This window comes from Actinoplanes sp. NPDC051470, assembly GCF_040682035.1.
Taxonomy (GTDB): Bacteria; Actinomycetota; Actinomycetes; order Mycobacteriales; family Micromonosporaceae; genus Actinoplanes.
In genome coordinates, this window is the sequence record NZ_JBFBAA010000044.1 from 48,798 (window position 1) to 63,550 (window position 14,753).

The 14,753-nt window shown below is 72.7% G+C and carries 16 protein-coding genes; 11 read left to right on the forward strand and 5 right to left on the reverse strand.

What is annotated here, in order from left to right; all coding sequences use genetic code 11:
* Nucleotides 1-116 precede the first annotated feature (116 nt).
* From AB0M54_RS43645 to AB0M54_RS43670, 6 genes are read left to right on the forward strand one after another with little or no spacing between them, the layout of a single operon-like run.
* A complete protein-coding gene (locus AB0M54_RS43645; RefSeq protein ID WP_364478461.1) occupies nucleotides 117-515 on the forward strand; it encodes a TOBE domain-containing protein in 399 nt (132 codons plus the stop codon).
* Complete coding sequence (gene modA / locus AB0M54_RS43650; protein WP_364316545.1) at nucleotides 512-1,300, forward strand: molybdate ABC transporter substrate-binding protein; 789 nt, start codon at nucleotides 512-514, stop codon at nucleotides 1,298-1,300. The genes AB0M54_RS43645 and modA overlap by 4 nt, the downstream gene beginning before the upstream one ends.
* Nucleotides 1,297-2,076, forward strand: a complete 780-nt coding sequence (locus tag AB0M54_RS43655; RefSeq protein WP_364317162.1) for an ABC transporter permease — start codon at nucleotides 1,297-1,299, stop codon at nucleotides 2,074-2,076. The genes modA and AB0M54_RS43655 overlap by 4 nt, the downstream gene beginning before the upstream one ends.
* Nucleotides 2,061-3,104, forward strand: a complete 1,044-nt coding sequence (locus tag AB0M54_RS43660; protein ID WP_364316542.1) for an ABC transporter ATP-binding protein — start codon at nucleotides 2,061-2,063, stop codon at nucleotides 3,102-3,104. The genes AB0M54_RS43655 and AB0M54_RS43660 overlap by 16 nt, the downstream gene beginning before the upstream one ends.
* 53 nt (nucleotides 3,105-3,157) lie before the next feature.
* The gene (locus AB0M54_RS43665; RefSeq protein ID WP_364478464.1) at nucleotides 3,158-5,257 is read left to right on the forward strand and encodes a S8 family serine peptidase; all 2,100 of its coding nucleotides are present in this window, start codon (nucleotides 3,158-3,160) and stop codon (nucleotides 5,255-5,257) included.
* 10 nt (nucleotides 5,258-5,267) lie between these two features.
* Nucleotides 5,268-5,846 carry a DUF1684 domain-containing protein gene (locus tag AB0M54_RS43670; RefSeq protein WP_364316538.1) on the forward strand — a complete coding sequence of 193 codons (579 nt, stop codon included), beginning with the start codon at nucleotides 5,268-5,270 and terminating at the stop codon, nucleotides 5,844-5,846.
* A gap of 240 nt (nucleotides 5,847-6,086) precedes the next feature.
* Here the strand turns inward: AB0M54_RS43670 and AB0M54_RS43675 are convergent, their stop codons facing one another.
* Complete coding sequence (locus AB0M54_RS43675; protein WP_364478467.1) at nucleotides 6,087-8,342, reverse strand: M4 family metallopeptidase; 2,256 nt, start codon at nucleotides 8,340-8,342, stop codon at nucleotides 6,087-6,089.
* A gap of 206 nt (nucleotides 8,343-8,548) precedes the next feature.
* Between AB0M54_RS43675 and AB0M54_RS43680 the strand changes: the two genes are divergently transcribed.
* Nucleotides 8,549-8,914, forward strand: a complete 366-nt coding sequence (locus tag AB0M54_RS43680) for a hypothetical protein (protein WP_364316534.1) — start codon at nucleotides 8,549-8,551, stop codon at nucleotides 8,912-8,914.
* Here the strand turns inward: AB0M54_RS43680 and AB0M54_RS43685 are convergent.
* On the reverse strand, nucleotides 8,911-9,663 hold the full coding sequence (locus AB0M54_RS43685; protein WP_364316531.1) for a hypothetical protein: 753 nt from the start codon (nucleotides 9,661-9,663) through the stop codon (nucleotides 8,911-8,913). The genes AB0M54_RS43680 and AB0M54_RS43685 overlap by 4 nt on opposite strands.
* Entirely contained in the window at nucleotides 9,660-10,238 is a 579-nt protein-coding gene (locus AB0M54_RS43690) for a GNAT family protein (RefSeq protein WP_364316528.1), read from the reverse strand. Before AB0M54_RS43690 ends, AB0M54_RS43685 begins: the two co-directional genes overlap by 4 nt.
* 98 nt (nucleotides 10,239-10,336) lie before the next feature.
* On the opposite strand from AB0M54_RS43690, the gene AB0M54_RS43695 reads away from it, so the two are divergent.
* Both AB0M54_RS43695 and AB0M54_RS43700 read left to right on the forward strand, forming a co-directional pair.
* Complete coding sequence (locus AB0M54_RS43695) at nucleotides 10,337-11,032, forward strand: nicotinamide mononucleotide transporter family protein (RefSeq protein ID WP_364316526.1); 696 nt, start codon at nucleotides 10,337-10,339, stop codon at nucleotides 11,030-11,032.
* Nucleotides 11,033-11,091: 59 nt separating this feature from the next.
* A complete protein-coding gene (locus tag AB0M54_RS43700) occupies nucleotides 11,092-12,237 on the forward strand; it encodes a PQQ-binding-like beta-propeller repeat protein (RefSeq protein ID WP_364316523.1) in 1,146 nt (381 codons plus the stop codon).
* Nucleotides 12,238-12,288: 51 nt separating this feature from the next.
* Here AB0M54_RS43700 and AB0M54_RS43705 read toward each other — a convergent pair whose 3' ends face one another.
* Nucleotides 12,289-12,804, reverse strand: coding sequence for a DUF4262 domain-containing protein (locus AB0M54_RS43705; RefSeq protein ID WP_364316521.1), 516 nt, complete (start codon nucleotides 12,802-12,804; stop codon nucleotides 12,289-12,291).
* Nucleotides 12,805-12,870: 66 nt separating this feature from the next.
* Nucleotides 12,871-13,209 (reverse strand): DoxX family protein, encoded by a 339-nt coding sequence (locus tag AB0M54_RS43710; protein WP_364478470.1) that lies wholly within the window; start codon nucleotides 13,207-13,209, stop codon nucleotides 12,871-12,873.
* A 29-nt stretch (nucleotides 13,210-13,238) separates the two neighbouring features.
* Here AB0M54_RS43710 and AB0M54_RS43715 point away from each other — a divergent pair, with 29 nt between their 5' ends.
* Complete coding sequence (locus AB0M54_RS43715; RefSeq protein WP_364316516.1) at nucleotides 13,239-14,240, forward strand: ADP-ribosylglycohydrolase family protein; 1,002 nt, start codon at nucleotides 13,239-13,241, stop codon at nucleotides 14,238-14,240.
* Nucleotides 14,241-14,502: 262 nt separating this feature from the next.
* Nucleotides 14,503-14,753: hypothetical protein (locus AB0M54_RS43720; protein WP_364478472.1), on the forward strand; the 251-nt coding region annotated here is incomplete at its 3' end.

Sequence of the window (14,753 nt, forward strand, 5' to 3'; positions counted from 1 at the left end):
CTTTCCGGGTCTCGAATTACCACGCCGGGCGGCACCGAATTTCCTCGACGAGGATTCCGGCAGATGCGAGTGGCGGAGGCCTGTCCTGGTGGCAGATGCGACCGTAAGGTGACCTTATGACGACGTATCGCATCGGTGAGGCGGCCGAACTTCTCGGTGTCAGTCCGGACACGGTGCGCCGGTGGATCGACGCGGGGCGGCTCGGCGCGGCTCGCGACGGGCAGGGGCACCGTGAGATCGCCGGCGCCGATCTGGCGGCGTTCGCGCGGTCGCTGGCCGACCAGCCCGATTCCGGCACGAGCCGGTCCTCGGCGCGTAACCGGCTGCCCGGCATCGTCACGGCGATCGCCCGCGACACTGTGATGGCCCAGGTGGACATCCAGGCGGGCCCCCATCGCGTGGTGTCGCTGATGAGCCGGGAGGCGGTCGACGAGCTCGGGCTCGAGGTCGGCTCGCGGGCGACCGCGGTGATCAAGTCGACCACGGTCGTGGTGGAACGAGGGGACAGCTCATGAAGAAGCGGATCGTCGCCCTGGCGGGTCTGCTCATGCTCACCGGCTGCGGTTCGCCGGATTCGAACCAGGCCGGAGCGACCCCACCGGGTCCGCGGGGCAGCAGCGGCGCCACCGGCCCGCTGACCGTGCTCGCGGCGGCCTCGCTGACCGAGTCGTTCACCCGGATCGGCCAGGACTTCGAGAGAGCCAACCCCGGGGTCAAGGTCACTTTTTCGTACGCCGGAAGTTCGGCCCTGGCCCAGCAGATCACCTCGGGCGCCCCGGCCGACGTCTTCGCCTCGGCCAGCCCGGCGACGATGAAGACCGTGACCGAGGCCGGCGACGGCGCGGGCCAACCGGTCACCTTCGTCAGGAATCAGCTGGTGATCGCCACCGCCAAGGGCAACCCGAAGGGCCTGACCTCGCTGGCCACGCTGGCCAAGCCGGAGCTGAAGGTGGCGCTGTGCGCCGAGCAGGTGCCCTGTGGCGCCGCCGCGGAGAAGGCGCTGGCCGCGGCGAACGTCAAGGTCACCCCGGTGACGCTGGAGCAGGATGTCAAGGCGGCGCTGTCCAAGGTCAAGCTGGGCGAGGTGGACGCGGCGCTGGTCTACCGCACCGACGCGAAGGCGGCGGCCGCCGACGTCGACGGGGTGGAGTTCCCGGAGTCGGCGCAGGCGATCAACGACTACCCGATCGTCGCCCTGAAGAACGCGAGCAACCCGGCCGCGGCCGCGGTGTTCGTGGCCTATGTCCAGTCCGAGCCCGCTCAGCAGGTGCTCGCCGGCGCGGGGTTCCAGACGCCCTGAAACGGCGTGCTCCCCTGGCCCTCGCGCTGCCCGCGCTGCTCGGGCTGGCGTTCCTCGTCCTGCCGCTGCTCGGGCTGCTGGTCCGGGCGCCCTGGACGACGCTGCCGCAGCGGCTGACCGAGCCGGGCGTGCTGGCCGCGCTGCGGCTGTCGTTGCTGACCGCGACGCTGGCCACCGCGGTGTGCCTGGTGCTCGGCGTGCCGCTGGCCTGGGTGCTGGCCCGCAGCGAGCTGCCCGCCCTGCGGTTCGTGCGGGCGCTGGTCACCGTGCCGCTGGTGCTGCCGCCGGTGGTCGGCGGCGTCGCGCTGCTGCTGGTGTTCGGCCGGCGCGGGCTGCTCGGGTCGTGGCTGGACGACACGTTCGGGGTGAGCCTGCCGTTCACGACGGCCGGGGTGGTGCTGGCCGAAGCGTTCGTGGCCATGCCGTTCCTGATCATCTCGGTCGAGGGGGCGCTGCGCGCGGCCGATGCCCGGTACGAGGAGGCGGCGGCGACGTTGGGGGCGGGCCGGTGGACCGCGTTCCGCCGCGTGACGCTGCCGCTGATCGCGCCGGGGGTGGCGGCCGGCGCGGTGCTCTGCTGGGCCCGGGCGCTGGGCGAGTTCGGCGCCACGATCACCTTCGCCGGGAACTTCCCGGGCCGCACCCAGACCATGCCGCTGGCCGTCTATCTCGCCCTGGAACAGGACATCGACGCGGCCATCGTGCTCAGCCTGGTGCTGCTCGTGGTCTCGGTGGTCATCCTGGCGGCGCTGCGCGATCGGTGGCTGACCACGTGAGCCTGGATGCGCATCTGGTCGTGCGCCGGCCGGGCTTCACGCTCGACCTGACCCTCACGGCCGAGCCGGGTGAGGTGGTGGCGCTGCTGGGGCCGAACGGCGCCGGCAAAACCACCGCGCTGCGGGCGCTGGCCGGGCTGGAGAAGACCGGTGGTCACGTGACGCTGGACGGTCAACGGCTCGACGACGCGCCGCCGGAGCACCGCCGGATCGGCGTGGTGTTCCAGGACTATCTGCTTTTCCCCCACCTGAGCGCGCTCGAGAACGTGGCGTTCGGCCCGCGCTGCCGGGGCGTGGCCAAGGCCGAGGCGCGGACGGCCGCGCTGGACTGGCTGACCCGGGTCGGGCTGGCCGAGCATGCCCGGAAGAAGCCGCGCCAGCTCTCCGGCGGCCAGGCGCAGCGGGTGGCGCTGGCCCGCGCCCTGGCCACCGAGCCACGCCTGCTGCTGCTCGACGAGCCGCTCGCCGCCCTGGACGCGCGCACCCGGGTGGACACCCGCGCCCACCTGCGGACCCGGCTGGCGGCCCATCCCGGCGCCACGGTGCTGGTGACCCACGACCCGCTGGACGCCATGATGCTGGCCGACCGGCTGGTGATCGTCGAGGACGGCGCGGTGGTGCAGGTCGGGGACGCGGCGGCGATCACCAGCCGGCCGCGGACCGATTACGTGGCCCGGCTGGTCGGGCTCAACCTGTACCGGGGCGTGGCGCACGGACACTCCGTACGCGTAGCCGACGATTTTGATCTGACGACGCGGGACCCGCAGGAGGGCGACGTGTTCGTGGCGTTCCCGCCGTCCGCGGTGGCGCTGTACCGGGAACGGCCCGCGGGCAGCCCGCGGAACACCTGGCCGGCCGAGGTCGCGGCGATCGCGCGACACGGTGACAGCCTGCGGATCGAGCTGACCGGACCGGTGCCCGTGGCGGCCGACGTGACCCCGGCCGCGGCGGTCGAACTCGGGCTGGCGCCGGGCGGGCGCATCTGGGCTAGCGTCAAGGCTTCCGAAGCCCATAGTTACACCGCGTAGACTCACCGTCGTCAATCGACCGTGGACGTCGCGGCAACCGGAGCGAGGTGAACGTGCAGGCCGGTTTCGCGGTGCTGAGCGTCCTCGTGGCGGGCCTGCTGGCCGCGCCGTCCCCCGCTCCCGAACCGGCCGCGGCCGAGGCCCGCGTGGTCACGCTGATCAGCGGTGACCAGGTGCGGGTGGCGTCCGACGGGCGTACGGCCGGCCGGGTCGCGGGCGGCGCCCGGTCCGGCGTCGCGCTGCTGTCCCGCTATGTCGACGGGCGCCTCTCGGTGCTGCCGGTCGACGCGCTGCCGTTGCTGAACGACGACCGGCTCGACCCGCGGCTGTTCGACGTCACCGGGCTGCTGGCGGCCGGCTACGACGACCGCCGGGCCGACCTGCCGCTGATCGTGACCTATTCCGGCCGCGCCGCGATGGGCCCGGATTTCGCCGGGGCGCCGGCCCGCGAGCTGGCCGCGCTCGACGGTTCCGCGGTACGCGTACCGCACGCGCAGAAGGCCGCGCTGTGGTCGGCCCTGGTCCGTGGCACGGTCAGCTATCGCAAGGTGTGGCTGGACGCGCTGGCCGAGCCACAGAGCGACGTGAGCATCCCGCTGGTCGGCGCGCCCGCCGCCTGGGCCGAGGGACTGACCGGCGGTGGCGTCCGGGTGGCCGTGCTCGACACCGGCGTCGACGTGGACCACCCCGACCTGGCCGGCGTGGTGGCCGAGACGGCCGACTTCACCGGCACGAGGGGCGACGGCACGGTCGACCGGTCCGGCCACGGCACCCACGTCGCGTCGATCCTCGCCGGGTCCGGCGCGGCGTCGGCGGGCCGGTACCGGGGCATGGCGCCGGACGCGCGTCTCTACAGCGCGACGGTGTGCTCGGCGGGCGGCTGTCCCGAGTCGGCGATCCTCGACGGCATGTCCTGGGCGGTGCGCGACCGCGGCGCCAAGGTGGTCAACCTCAGCCTCGGCGAGCCCGACACGCCGGGCGCCGACCTGCTCGAGGAGGCGGTCGAGAAGCTCACCTCGGCGTACGGCGCGCTGTTCGTCGCCGCGGCCGGCAACGAGGGACGGGTCCTGTCGCCGGCGTCGGCGCCGTCCGCGGTGTCGGTCGGCGCGTCCACCGAGGACGATGAACTCGTGCGCGCGGCCGAGGGCCGGACCGACCTGGTGGCGCCGGGTGTCGACATCACCGCCGCCCGGTCCGGCGACTCGGCGCTGCCCGGGTCGGCGTACTCCACTCTCAGCGGCACCTCGGCGGCCGCGCCGCACGTGGCCGGCGCCGCCGCGATCCTCGCGCAACAACATCCGGAGTGGGCGCCGGGGCAGATCAAGGCGGCGCTGATCGGCTCGGCCACGCCCCTGCGCGGCGGGGTGGGCCGGCTCGACGTGGCCAAGGCGATCGCCACGGCCACGGTCCCGTCCCCCGCGTTCCCCGTCCCGCCCCCTGCCGCCACGGCCGCCCTCGCGGTCGACTTCCGGGACCGCGGCGGCGTCGCGACGCGTCGGGTGCTGGCCGGGGCGTCGGACGGCGCCCGGTTCGTCGACCTGTCCCGGGGCGGGATCGTCGCGGTGCCGCCCGGCCGCTGGCGGATCGACGCGGCCATCGCCGAGGCGGACGGCACGGTGACGCTGCTGCGCCGCAGCGGCGTGACGGTAACCGCCGCCTCGACCGGCCACGTGACGCTGGACGCCCGCGCGGGCCGGACCGCCGCGATGCCACCGCCGCGGCCCGACGCCACCCCGGCCGAGGCCGCGGTCACGCTCGCCGACCTCGCGCTGGGCGTGCAGACGGCGAGTTCCGCGCAGATCTTCACGGCCACACCCGGCCCCGCCGTCGCGACCGCGCGCTGGACGGCCGGGGGGAGCGAGTGGTCGTTCCGGTCCACCGAGGCGCCGCTGCGGGCCGGGCCGGTGCGCTTCGAGAAGCGGGCGGGCGGCGCGCTCGCCTTCACCACGCCGCTCCCGGCGACGTTCCGGCTGGACGTCTCGTACGACGACGGCGCGACGTGGCGGCGGCCGTTCTACACCCGGGTCGGCGACCGCGGGGTGGCCTACCTCAAACCCCCGGCCGGCGCCGCGGTGTCACTGCGGACCACGTCGGCCGACGGCCGCGGCAACGAGGTGCGGCAAACCCTGCTGCGGGCGTACCCGGGCAGCTAGCCTGGTTCGGATGGACGCTTTGGATCTGGCCGGCTTCCGGGCCGCCGTCGCGAGCATGTACCTGGCCGACACCGACGTCCTCGGCTGGCGGGCGGCCCGCGACGCGCTGTTCCGCGACCACCCGCAGTCCCCCATCCCGCGTGGGTCGGCGTTCGACGGTCTGCCCTACTTCCCGCCCAGCGATGAGGCCGTCGTCGAGGCGGTCGTCAAGCCGGCCGACGGCGAGATCGAGATCGACACCGGCGGCCCCGACGGCGTGTGCCGCTACACCCGCGTCGGCATCCTCGACACACCGTTCGGCGAGCTGTCGCTGTGGTGGTACGCGGCCTACGGCGGCGGCCTGTTCCTCCCGGTCCGCGACGCCACGTGCGGCCCGTCGTCGTACGGCGGCGGCCGCTATCTGACCGACACGGTCAAGGGCACGCACGGCCGCGGGGTGGTCCCGCTCGCCGCCGACCGCGTCCGGCTCGACTTCAACTACCTCTACAACCCGAGCTGCGCGTACGACGACCAGTGGCTCTGTCCCCTGGCGCCGCCGGAGAACACGGTCGCCGCCGAGATCCGCGCGGGCGAGCTCAAATACCACTGATGGACGTCCTCGCCCTGTTTCGGTCCGCGGCCCGACAGGTGCCGGCCTACGCCCGAGGTCGAGCTGCGGCCGGCCGATGGCCCCTCGTGGTTCCCGGCGGGTGTCAAACACCGGTACACCCGCCCCTAGCGTCAGGGGCGGGTGCACCGGCTCGGGTCAGAGCGTCAGGCCCTGCTGTCTCACGTCAGAACGTCAGGGCCGCCTGTCTCGCATCAGAGCGTCAGGCCCGGCTGTCTCACGTCAGAGCGTCAGGCCCCAGCTGTTGAGCTTGCCGGTGTCCTGAGCCGCAGCGTCCTGCACCCGCAGCTTCCAGGCGCCGTTCGCGGTCTCGCCGCTCAGGTTGACCGGCGGGAACGTCTTCTTGATGTTGTCGGCGCTGCCGCCCTCACGGTTGTGCAGGACGTAGGCGGTGCCGTCGGGCGCGATCAGGGAGACGACGAGGTCACCGATCCAGGTGTGGTCGATGTCCACGGTCACCGTGCTCACCGTCGACGGCGTGGCCTCGCAGCCGCTGATCACGATTGTGCTCTCGATCGTGGTGTTGTCGCCGATCGGCAGGTTGGCCACCGTGCTGCTGTCGCAGCCGGGCAGACCGTTCACGGTCAAGGTCACCGTGACCGTACGCGCGACCGACGGCGACGTGGCGACCAGCGTGAGCGGGTAGCTGCCCGAGCCGACCGCGTCCGTCGTGCTGATCGTGGCCGTGGTCTCGCCGCCCGCCGTGACCGACGCCGGGTCGAACGCCACCGAGACGCCGGCCGGCAGCCCGGTCGCCGAGAAGGTGACCTCCTCGGCCTCACCGGCGACCACCGTGGTGCTCAGCGTGGTGGTGGCCGAGTCGCCCGGGTCGACGGACAGCGACGTCGGCGAGGCGGCGGCGCTGAAGTTGTTGGCCACACAGTCGTCGTTGTCGGTCCCGGCCACGTTGACCGAGTTCCACGCCGACTGCACGGCCTTGAACTCGGGGCTGCACAGGCCGTAGAGGTCGGTCGCCGCGGAGAGCGAGTAGGCCCGGGCGGTGTTGGCCGGGGTGGTGGTGTTGACGTAGGCGGTGTTGGAGACGAAGTACGTGTCCAGCGCCCGGAACCAGATCTTCTCCGCCTTGTCCCGGCCGATGCCGGTCACCGGGGACGCGGCGCCGCACAGCGGTGAGGTGCCGTACTCGGTCTCGCCGCTACCCTCGGCCAGGTTGAAGAAGAAGTGGTTGGCCACACCCGAGGAGTAGTGCACGTCGACGCTGCGGGTCGAGGTCGACCAGCAGCTGTGCGAGGCGCCGTCCAGCGTCGGGTTGTACATGTAGCGCAGCGGCTCGCCCGTACCGAAGATGTCGATCTTCTCGCCGATGTCGTAGTCACCCGGGTCGGTGGCGTTGTCCGCGTAGAACTCGACCATGTTGCCGAAGATGTCGCTGGTGGCCTCGTTGAGACCGCCGGACTCGCCGGAGTAGGTCAGGCCGCCCGGCACCACGTTCTCAGTGACGCCGTGGGACATCTCGTGGCCGGCCACGTCGATCGCCACCAGCGGGCGGGCGTTGCCCTCACCGTCGCCGTAGGTCATCTGGGCGCCGTCCCAGAAGGCGTTCACGTACGCGCTGCCGTAGTGCACCCGGGACGGCACGCCGGTGCCGTTGCCGAAGATGCCGTTGCGGCCGTGCACGTTGGTGAAGTAGTCGAACGTCGTGGCCGCGCCGTAGTGCGCGTCCACCGCGGCGGAGGCCCGGTCGCTGTTGGCGCCGGTCCCCCACACGTTGTCGGCGTCGGTGAAGGTGGCGCAGGTGCCCGAGGTGCGGTTACCCATGTCGCAGGTACGGCCGCTGCCGTGCGAGGGGTCGACCAGCGAGTACGACGAACCGGACTGCGTCGCGTCCACGTCCACGGTGCCGGTGTAGATGCCGGTGCCGCTGCCGACGACCTGCTCGATCTCGTCGTACGAGCCGATCGCCGCGCCGGTCCCGGCGTCCACGATGACGTGCAGCTTGGACGGGGTCTGACCGTCCGGCGCCCAGCCCGTCACCACGGTCTCCCAGGCCAGCCGGCCGGTGCCGCTGCTCGCGTCGACGAACAGCTCGGGCTTGCCGGTCGACGTCACCTTGCCCTTGAAGCCGGCGGTGGCCGCCTTGCGGGCCTTGCTCTGCGCGTACGCCGGGGAGGTGTCGAGCGACAGCGGGGCGGCCAGGCCGACCGAGGAGCCGGCGAAGCCACCGTCCTTTGTGGTGCGGATGATCAGGTCGCCGCCGTACACCCGGAGGCCGTTGTAGGTGCGGGTGTAGCGGGTGACACCGAGGCCGGTGCTGTCGGTCTTGCTGCTGTAGACGGCGTAGGCGTCCTTGGTGGACCCACGGACGGCCGCGGTGTGCGTCTTGAGGGCGGTGTCGGCGGCGGCCTGCAGCGACGGCGGTGTCGGCGCGGGCGGAGCAGCGGACGCGCTCGCGGCGGTGACCACGAGACTGGTGCCGGTCAGCAGGGTGATGCCGACCAGGGCGAGAGCCGATTTCAAGCTAGTCTCCCCACAGAGAAGGTGAAACTTCCTCGATTCGGACATCATGGAAGGTTCAACGATCAAAGGGAAGACATTGACTGATGTCAATAAAAGTTTTTACGTTTCGGGCCGGTTTCACGGCGGCGCCGGACGGAAGTGGAGCACTTCGCCGACCCGCGTTCCGCTTCCGGTCACCGCGCGGTGAGGCGGGCTACGGTCCTCCTATGCGTACCGAGAATGAGCTGGTGAAACGTGGCGTGGCGCGGTTCAACGCGTGCGCGGTGCGATGGCAGGCCTCGCCCCGGGTCGGGAAGCTGGTCCGGCGGCGGATGACCGTCATCTCGTACACCGGCCGGCGGTCGGGCCAGACGTTCAGCACGCCGGTCGCCTATCGGCGGGTCGACGGCGGGGTCGCGATCGACGTGCGGCTGCCGGGCGCAAAATCGTGGTGGCGGAACTTCCTTGGCGAGGGCGGGCCGCTCACCCTCCGGCTCGACGACGCCGACCGGGCGGGCCACGCGCTCGCGCGGCAGGACGATCGCGGCCGGGTGGTCGTGACCGTGCGCCTCACCGAGCCGGACGAGGGTTAGCCGGTAGGGCGCGCCCGCACCAGCACCGACAGCACGGCCAGCGCGCCGGCCACCACGGCGGCCAGGGTCGCGGGCCAGAACGCGGTCAGGATGAACTCGGCGGTCTGCACGTCGGTGGGCCGCCAGCGGCCGGTGGCCGTGTTGTTGGCGATCAGCATGACGGTCAGGGCCGCGTAGCCGGCTGCGGCCGCCGCCGTGATCGAGATGAGGACCTCGGTGATCGCCCGGCGGCCGCGGCTGTGGCGGCGGTGACGGCGGAGCAGACGGTGGCTGGCCAGACCGCCGGCCGCGCCGCCGATCAGCAGGCCGGCCACGGCCAGGACCACGGCGGGAACGCTCAGGCTCTTGGCCACGATCACCGAGAACGCGGCGCCGTTGCCGGGCTCGTCGGCCAGCGCCAGGGTGAGGCCGGCCCGCGGGCTGGTGTCCAGCGCGCCGGAGGTACCCGGCGGGCCGGACGGGCCCGGCGAGGTGAAGGTCACGGTGGTCACGTCCGTGCGGTCCGGCGGCGAATCGTAGGAGACGACGCCCTCGACCGGGACGGCCGGATCGAGGCACCAGAAGGAACAGTGGACGGTCGGCCCGGTGGTGGCGGACGGCGCCCGGCCGACCGATGAGGACACCGCGGCCACGGCGGCCACCTGCTCGGGCGGTCCCGGGTAGCCACTGACCCGCACGGCCAGCGCCGACCCGGCGAACCCGGTCAGCACCGCCACGGCCGCGACCACCGCCCTGCCCCGCCAGCTCATCGGGCGCCGCGCTTCTCCCGCGCGAGCTGAGCCGTTGACGTCCACTCGCGCGCCAGGATCGCCCAGATCTCGGTGTCGTGGCGCCGGCCCAGGTGCGGGAAGTCCTCGCGGAGGGTGCCCTCCAGCCGCATGCCCAGGCGCCGGGCGACCGCGCGGCTCGCCTCGTTGTCGGGGCGGCACTTCCAGTTCGCCCGGTGCCAGCCGCGCTCGGTGAAGCCGTAGTCGAGCAGCCGGGCCGCGGCCCGGGTGACCAGGCCGCGTCCGGCGCCGGCCGGCTCGAGCCAGCAGCCCACGTCGAACTGGCCGCCGTCGGCGTCGATGTTGATCAGCATGACGCCGCCGACCAGGGTGCCGTCCAGCCAGATGCCGTAGAGCCGGGCCTTGTCCTGGGCCTGCTGGTCGGCGTAGCGCTGGAGGACCGCGCGGGCCGAGGCGAGGTCGGTGCTGCGGGAGGTCCAGGGGATCCACGGGTCCACGTAGTCGCGGGCGCGGTCGATGTGCTCCAGGAACTCCGGAGCCTGCCACGGCTCGAGGGGGCGCAGCCGCGCCCCCTCGCCCAGATCGGTCACGAACACACTGCGGAGCCTAGGGCAACGTCAGCCGCGGGTAGTCGAGGTGACGTGTGGCCGATAACTCGTGGCGGGTTGATCGAGCGCGGTGCAGACTTCCGCTCATGGACTGGCTCGACGCCTTCTACCACGCGACCTGGCAGGTCACCGACACGCAGTCGATCTACTGGCGCGAGATCGTCGGCAACGCGTTCGGTCTCGGCTCGGCGCTGTTCGGGCTCCGGCGCCAGGTCTGGGCCTGGCCGGTGGGCATCGTCGGCAACGTGCTGCTGTTCACCGTGTTCATGGGCCAGGCGGTCGGCAACGACCAGGGCACCCCGCTCTACGGCCAGGCCTCCCGCCAGGTGTTCTTCCTGATCGCGAGCGTCTACGGCTGGTGGCGCTGGCGGCAGAACCGGCGGGTCGCCGACGGGGTGGCGGTCACCCCGCGCTGGGCGAGCGCCCGGCAGCGGGTGGCGCTGCTCGGCGTGGCCCTGGTCGCGGTGGTGGCCTGCTTCTTCACCTTCCGGGCGATCGGCGCCGGCTTCCCGGTCCCGTGGTGGTACTACCTGGCCGACTCCTGGATCTTCGTCGGGTCCATGCTGGCCACCTACGCGATGGCCCGTGGCTGGGTCGAGTTCTGGCTCTGCTGGATCGCGGTCGATCTGGTCGGGGTGCCAGAGCTGCTGCACTTCGGGTATTACCCCTCGGCCCTGCTGTACGCGTTCTACGCCGCGTTCGTCATCTGGGGCTTCGTGGTGTGGCTGCGGATCTCCCAGCGGGTGCGCCTGGCCCCGCCTCGCCTGGAAGCGGTCGGCTGAACGGCTGAGTTTTCGCCCTTTCGCGGCTTTTGTCGCATGGAGTGCGGTTTCATTCGCGCATGCGACTCAGGAACTCTCTCGTTGCCGCGTGCGTGCTGGCCGCACTCGCCGCGGCCGCGCCCGCCCAGGCGGCCGGTCCCGACCTGTGGACCCAGGACGGCTACGGCCCCGGCCGCACCGGATACAACCCGTCCGAATCGGTGATCAACACCGGGACCATCGCCACGCTCGAGCAGCGCTGGACCGTGAAGGCCTCGCTTCTGCCCGAGGGCTGCGAGCCGAAGCCGCAGCCGCCGCTGGTCCAGAACGGGAAGATGTTCCTCCTGGACAACGGCACGGTCTCCGGCTACGACAACACGACCGGCAAGAGGCTGTGGAACGCCGGCCCGGCCTACCTCGACGCCAACCACATCGCGGTGGCCGGCGGCCTGGTCCTGGCCACCGAGGTCAACTGCTTCTCGAACAGCAACTACGACACCAACGTGGTGGCCATCAACCCGAACACCGGCAAGATGGTCTGGGACGCGCTCCAGGGCTACAGCATCACCAGCTCGGTCGCCGACGCCGGCGTCTTCGTGGTGTCCGGCTTCTGCGGCATCTGCGACGGCGAGAAGTACGGCGTGACCGCGTTCCGCATCTCCGACGGCAAGCGCCTGTGGCAGCGGATCAACTACGTCCTGGCCGGCCCGGTGTCGGCCAACGGCCGGATCGTGCTGCGCGACATGGTCGTGCCCCAGGTCCAGGTGGCCGACATCAAGACCGGCGGCGGGCTGGCCGGTGGCGGCGTCTGGAACGTGGCCGCCGCGAACCCGGCCGGTGACCAGTTCTACCTCTACAACACCTCGGCCATGGGCGCCTTCGACGCCAAGACGCTGAAGGCCGCATGGACGGTGAAGAAGGAGTCCGGTGCGCTCGTCTCGGACGGCAAGCGGGTCTTCGTGGCCTCGGCCAACCGGGTCAACGCCTACAACGCCGCGACCGGCAAGCTCTACTGGACCCGGGCCATGCCGAACCCGAACAACCTGATCCGCGCGGGCGGCCTGCTCTACGTGCTGTCCGGCAAGAAGCTCCAGATCCTGTCCCCGCCCACCGGCAAGCCGGTCGTCTCGGGGGCCGCCTACGGCATGCTGACCGACAACGTCATCGCCACCGGCGGCCGGCTCTACACGACAAGCGGCTCGACCGTCCGGGCGTACACCCCGTAGTTGTTCTTCGATGTGGAGGGCCGGCCCGGTCACCGTGGCCGGCCTTTCGCGTCACTGCGGGCGCATGGCGCCGAGGCCACTCAGGAACTCGGCCGTCAGCCGCCATCGGCCCACGGGATGCTCGGTCACCGGGAGCCAGGCCCGCGGCTGGTGGACCCGGGAGCCGTCGCTCGACCCCTCGTCCCACGCCCACCGGCCGGTCTCGTCCGGCCAGACCAGCTGCCACACCGGCACCGCGCGGCCCCGGTAGAACTGGCGGGCCGTGCCGAAGAAGGCCTCCCGCCACGACTCGTCGATCGGCCGCAGCTGCACCTCGACCTCGTCGATGACGCCCGGGAACGGCACGCCCTCGGCCGGCCAGCCGGCGGTGCGCACGATGTCGGCACACCGGTTGAGCCACGACTGCATGGCGTCGCCGTCCAGCCCGAACATCGCGATCTCCGGCAACCGGAACGAATGCCATAAACCCACGGTGTACGCGAACTCGACGTCCCCGCCGGCCACCCGGAGGGCACACCAGCCGTGCTGCCGCACGATGGCCGCGGTCTCGTCCGTCGGCCCACGCACGTCAGCGCACACCTCGCAGCCGCACCCGTCCCTGTCCACCGTCCGCGAGTCTATTGCCTGTCCTTCTCAGAAGCGGGCCAGGCTGACGACCAGCGCCGCGATGGACGAGACGAAGAACACCCCCCAGCCGGCCAGCTTGACCGAGCCCACCCGCAGATGCGCGACGAGGGCGCCGGCGAAGTAGAGCACCAGCCCACCGGCGGCGACCACGCCCAGGACCGGGATGACCAACCCGGCGAGCAGCCCGAGCGACCCGGCCGCGAGCAACCCGCCCAGCATCGGCATCCACGAGTGCGGCAGCCGTTTCATGTCCAGCTGCGCCCGCGGATAGGCGTGCCCGGCGAGATAACTGACGGCGGCGATCCCGGCGAAGACCGCGACAACGACGGTGATGGCGACATACATGCAAGGGGGACGAGCCGCCGCACCGTAATGTGACACCCGTGACGGGGCGCGCTTCGGGAAGTCTGTTCGGGCTGGCGTACGGCGACGCGCTGGGCAAGCCGACCGAGTTCATGACCTACGCCGACATCCGGTCGCGGTACGGGCCGGACGGGCCCCGCGAGCTCACCGGCGACCCCGCGCTCGTCACCGACGACACGCAGATGACGATCGCCGTCGGCCGGGCGCTGCTGGCCGCGCCGGCGCCGACCGCCGAGACCCTGGAACCCTTGCTGCGCCAGGAGTTCCTGGCCTGGGCGATGAGCCCCGACAACAACCGGGCGCCCGGCATGACCTGCCTGCGCGCCTGCGGCGACCTGGCGCTCGGCAAGCCGTGGGTCGAGGCCACGGTGACCGGCTCCAAGGGGTGCGGCGCCAACATGCGGGTCGCGCCGGTCGGGCTGGTCGCCGCCTACGACGACGACGCGCTGGCCGGGGTCGCCCAGCTCCAGGCGGCCATGACCCACGGGCACCCGACCGCGCTGGCCGCCTCCGAACTGACCGCGTTCACCATCCGGGTCCTCCGCGACGGCGCCGCCGTCCCCGATCTGCCGGCCCTGCTCCGGGAGCGGTGTCACGAGCAGCGTGAGGTCTACCGGGAGGCGTGGCTCGGCCCGCTGTGGCAGCAGCCCGGCGTCGAGACGCCGGCCGGCTTCATCAGCCGCGGCTGGGACGAGTGCCTGCACGCCCTCGACCGCCTCGACCTCGCGCTGAGCCGCCCCGACGACGGCGACGACGCGTGCCGCGTCACCGGCGAGGGCTGGATCGCCGAGGAGGCCCTGGCCACCGCCCTGCTGTGCGCCATCCGCCACGCCGACGACCCGGTCGCGGCCCTGGCCCGCGGCGCCGCCACGGCCGGCGACTCCGACTCGATCGCCTGCCTGGCCGGCGCCTTCCTCGGCGCCGCACAGGGCATGGCCGCCTGGCCGGCCGCCTGGGCGACCCGTATCGAGTACGCCGACCAGCTCACCACCCTCGGCGCGGCCTGGGACTGAGCGCGCCGCCTCGTTCCAGAATCAGCACCACGCCCATCGCCATCGCGGCGGCCGGCGCCGCCCGGTCACCGCGTGAACCGCACGCTCACCACCACCGGCCGCCATCGTTCCCCGGCCCGATGGCGTGTCCCACCCGCGTCCGCCCGTTTGCGCGGCCCACCCGCGTCGATCGCCGCCCGGCTGAGCCACGCCGGGTCGGCCTGAACCTCGACGTGCCGCCTCGCCGCCGTCGCGCGACGGCCCGGCCGCTCGTTGGGCAGGTATGACGATCATGGTCAAGGGATTGACGAAGGCCGCCTGCGTCCTGCTCGTCGCCGTCGCGTCGGGCGGCGGGGCGCCCGCGGATGCGGCGCGCGTTGCGCCGGGCAGCGCGGCGCTCACGGATACGGCGCGCGGTGCGCCGGGCGGCGCGGCGCTCACGGATACGGCGCGCGTTGCGCCGGGCGGCGCGGCGCTCACGGATGCGGCGCGCGTTGCGCCGGGCAGCGCGGCGCTCACGGATACGGCGCGCGG

What these genes read in the sequence shown, in the direction of transcription:
- AB0M54_RS43680 (WP_364316534.1), top strand. Translation starts at nt 8,549, where the DNA reads ATGCGTACCGAGAATGAGCTGGTGAAACGTGGCGTGGCGCGGTTCAAC.
- AB0M54_RS43695 (WP_364316526.1), top strand. Translation starts at nt 10,337, where the DNA reads ATGGACTGGCTCGACGCCTTCTACCACGCGACCTGGCAGGTCACCGAC.
- AB0M54_RS43685 (WP_364316531.1), bottom strand. Translation starts at nt 9,663, where the DNA reads ATGAGCTGGCGGGGCAGGGCGGTGGTCGCGGCCGTGGCGGTGCTGACC.
- AB0M54_RS43670 (WP_364316538.1), top strand. Translation starts at nt 5,268, where the DNA reads ATGGACGCTTTGGATCTGGCCGGCTTCCGGGCCGCCGTCGCGAGCATG.
- AB0M54_RS43710 (WP_364478470.1), bottom strand. Translation starts at nt 13,209, where the DNA reads ATGTATGTCGCCATCACCGTCGTTGTCGCGGTCTTCGCCGGGATCGCC.
- AB0M54_RS43700 (WP_364316523.1), top strand. Translation starts at nt 11,092, where the DNA reads ATGCGACTCAGGAACTCTCTCGTTGCCGCGTGCGTGCTGGCCGCACTC.
- modA (WP_364316545.1), top strand. Translation starts at nt 512, where the DNA reads ATGAAGAAGCGGATCGTCGCCCTGGCGGGTCTGCTCATGCTCACCGGC.
- AB0M54_RS43645 (WP_364478461.1), top strand. Translation starts at nt 117, where the DNA reads ATGACGACGTATCGCATCGGTGAGGCGGCCGAACTTCTCGGTGTCAGT.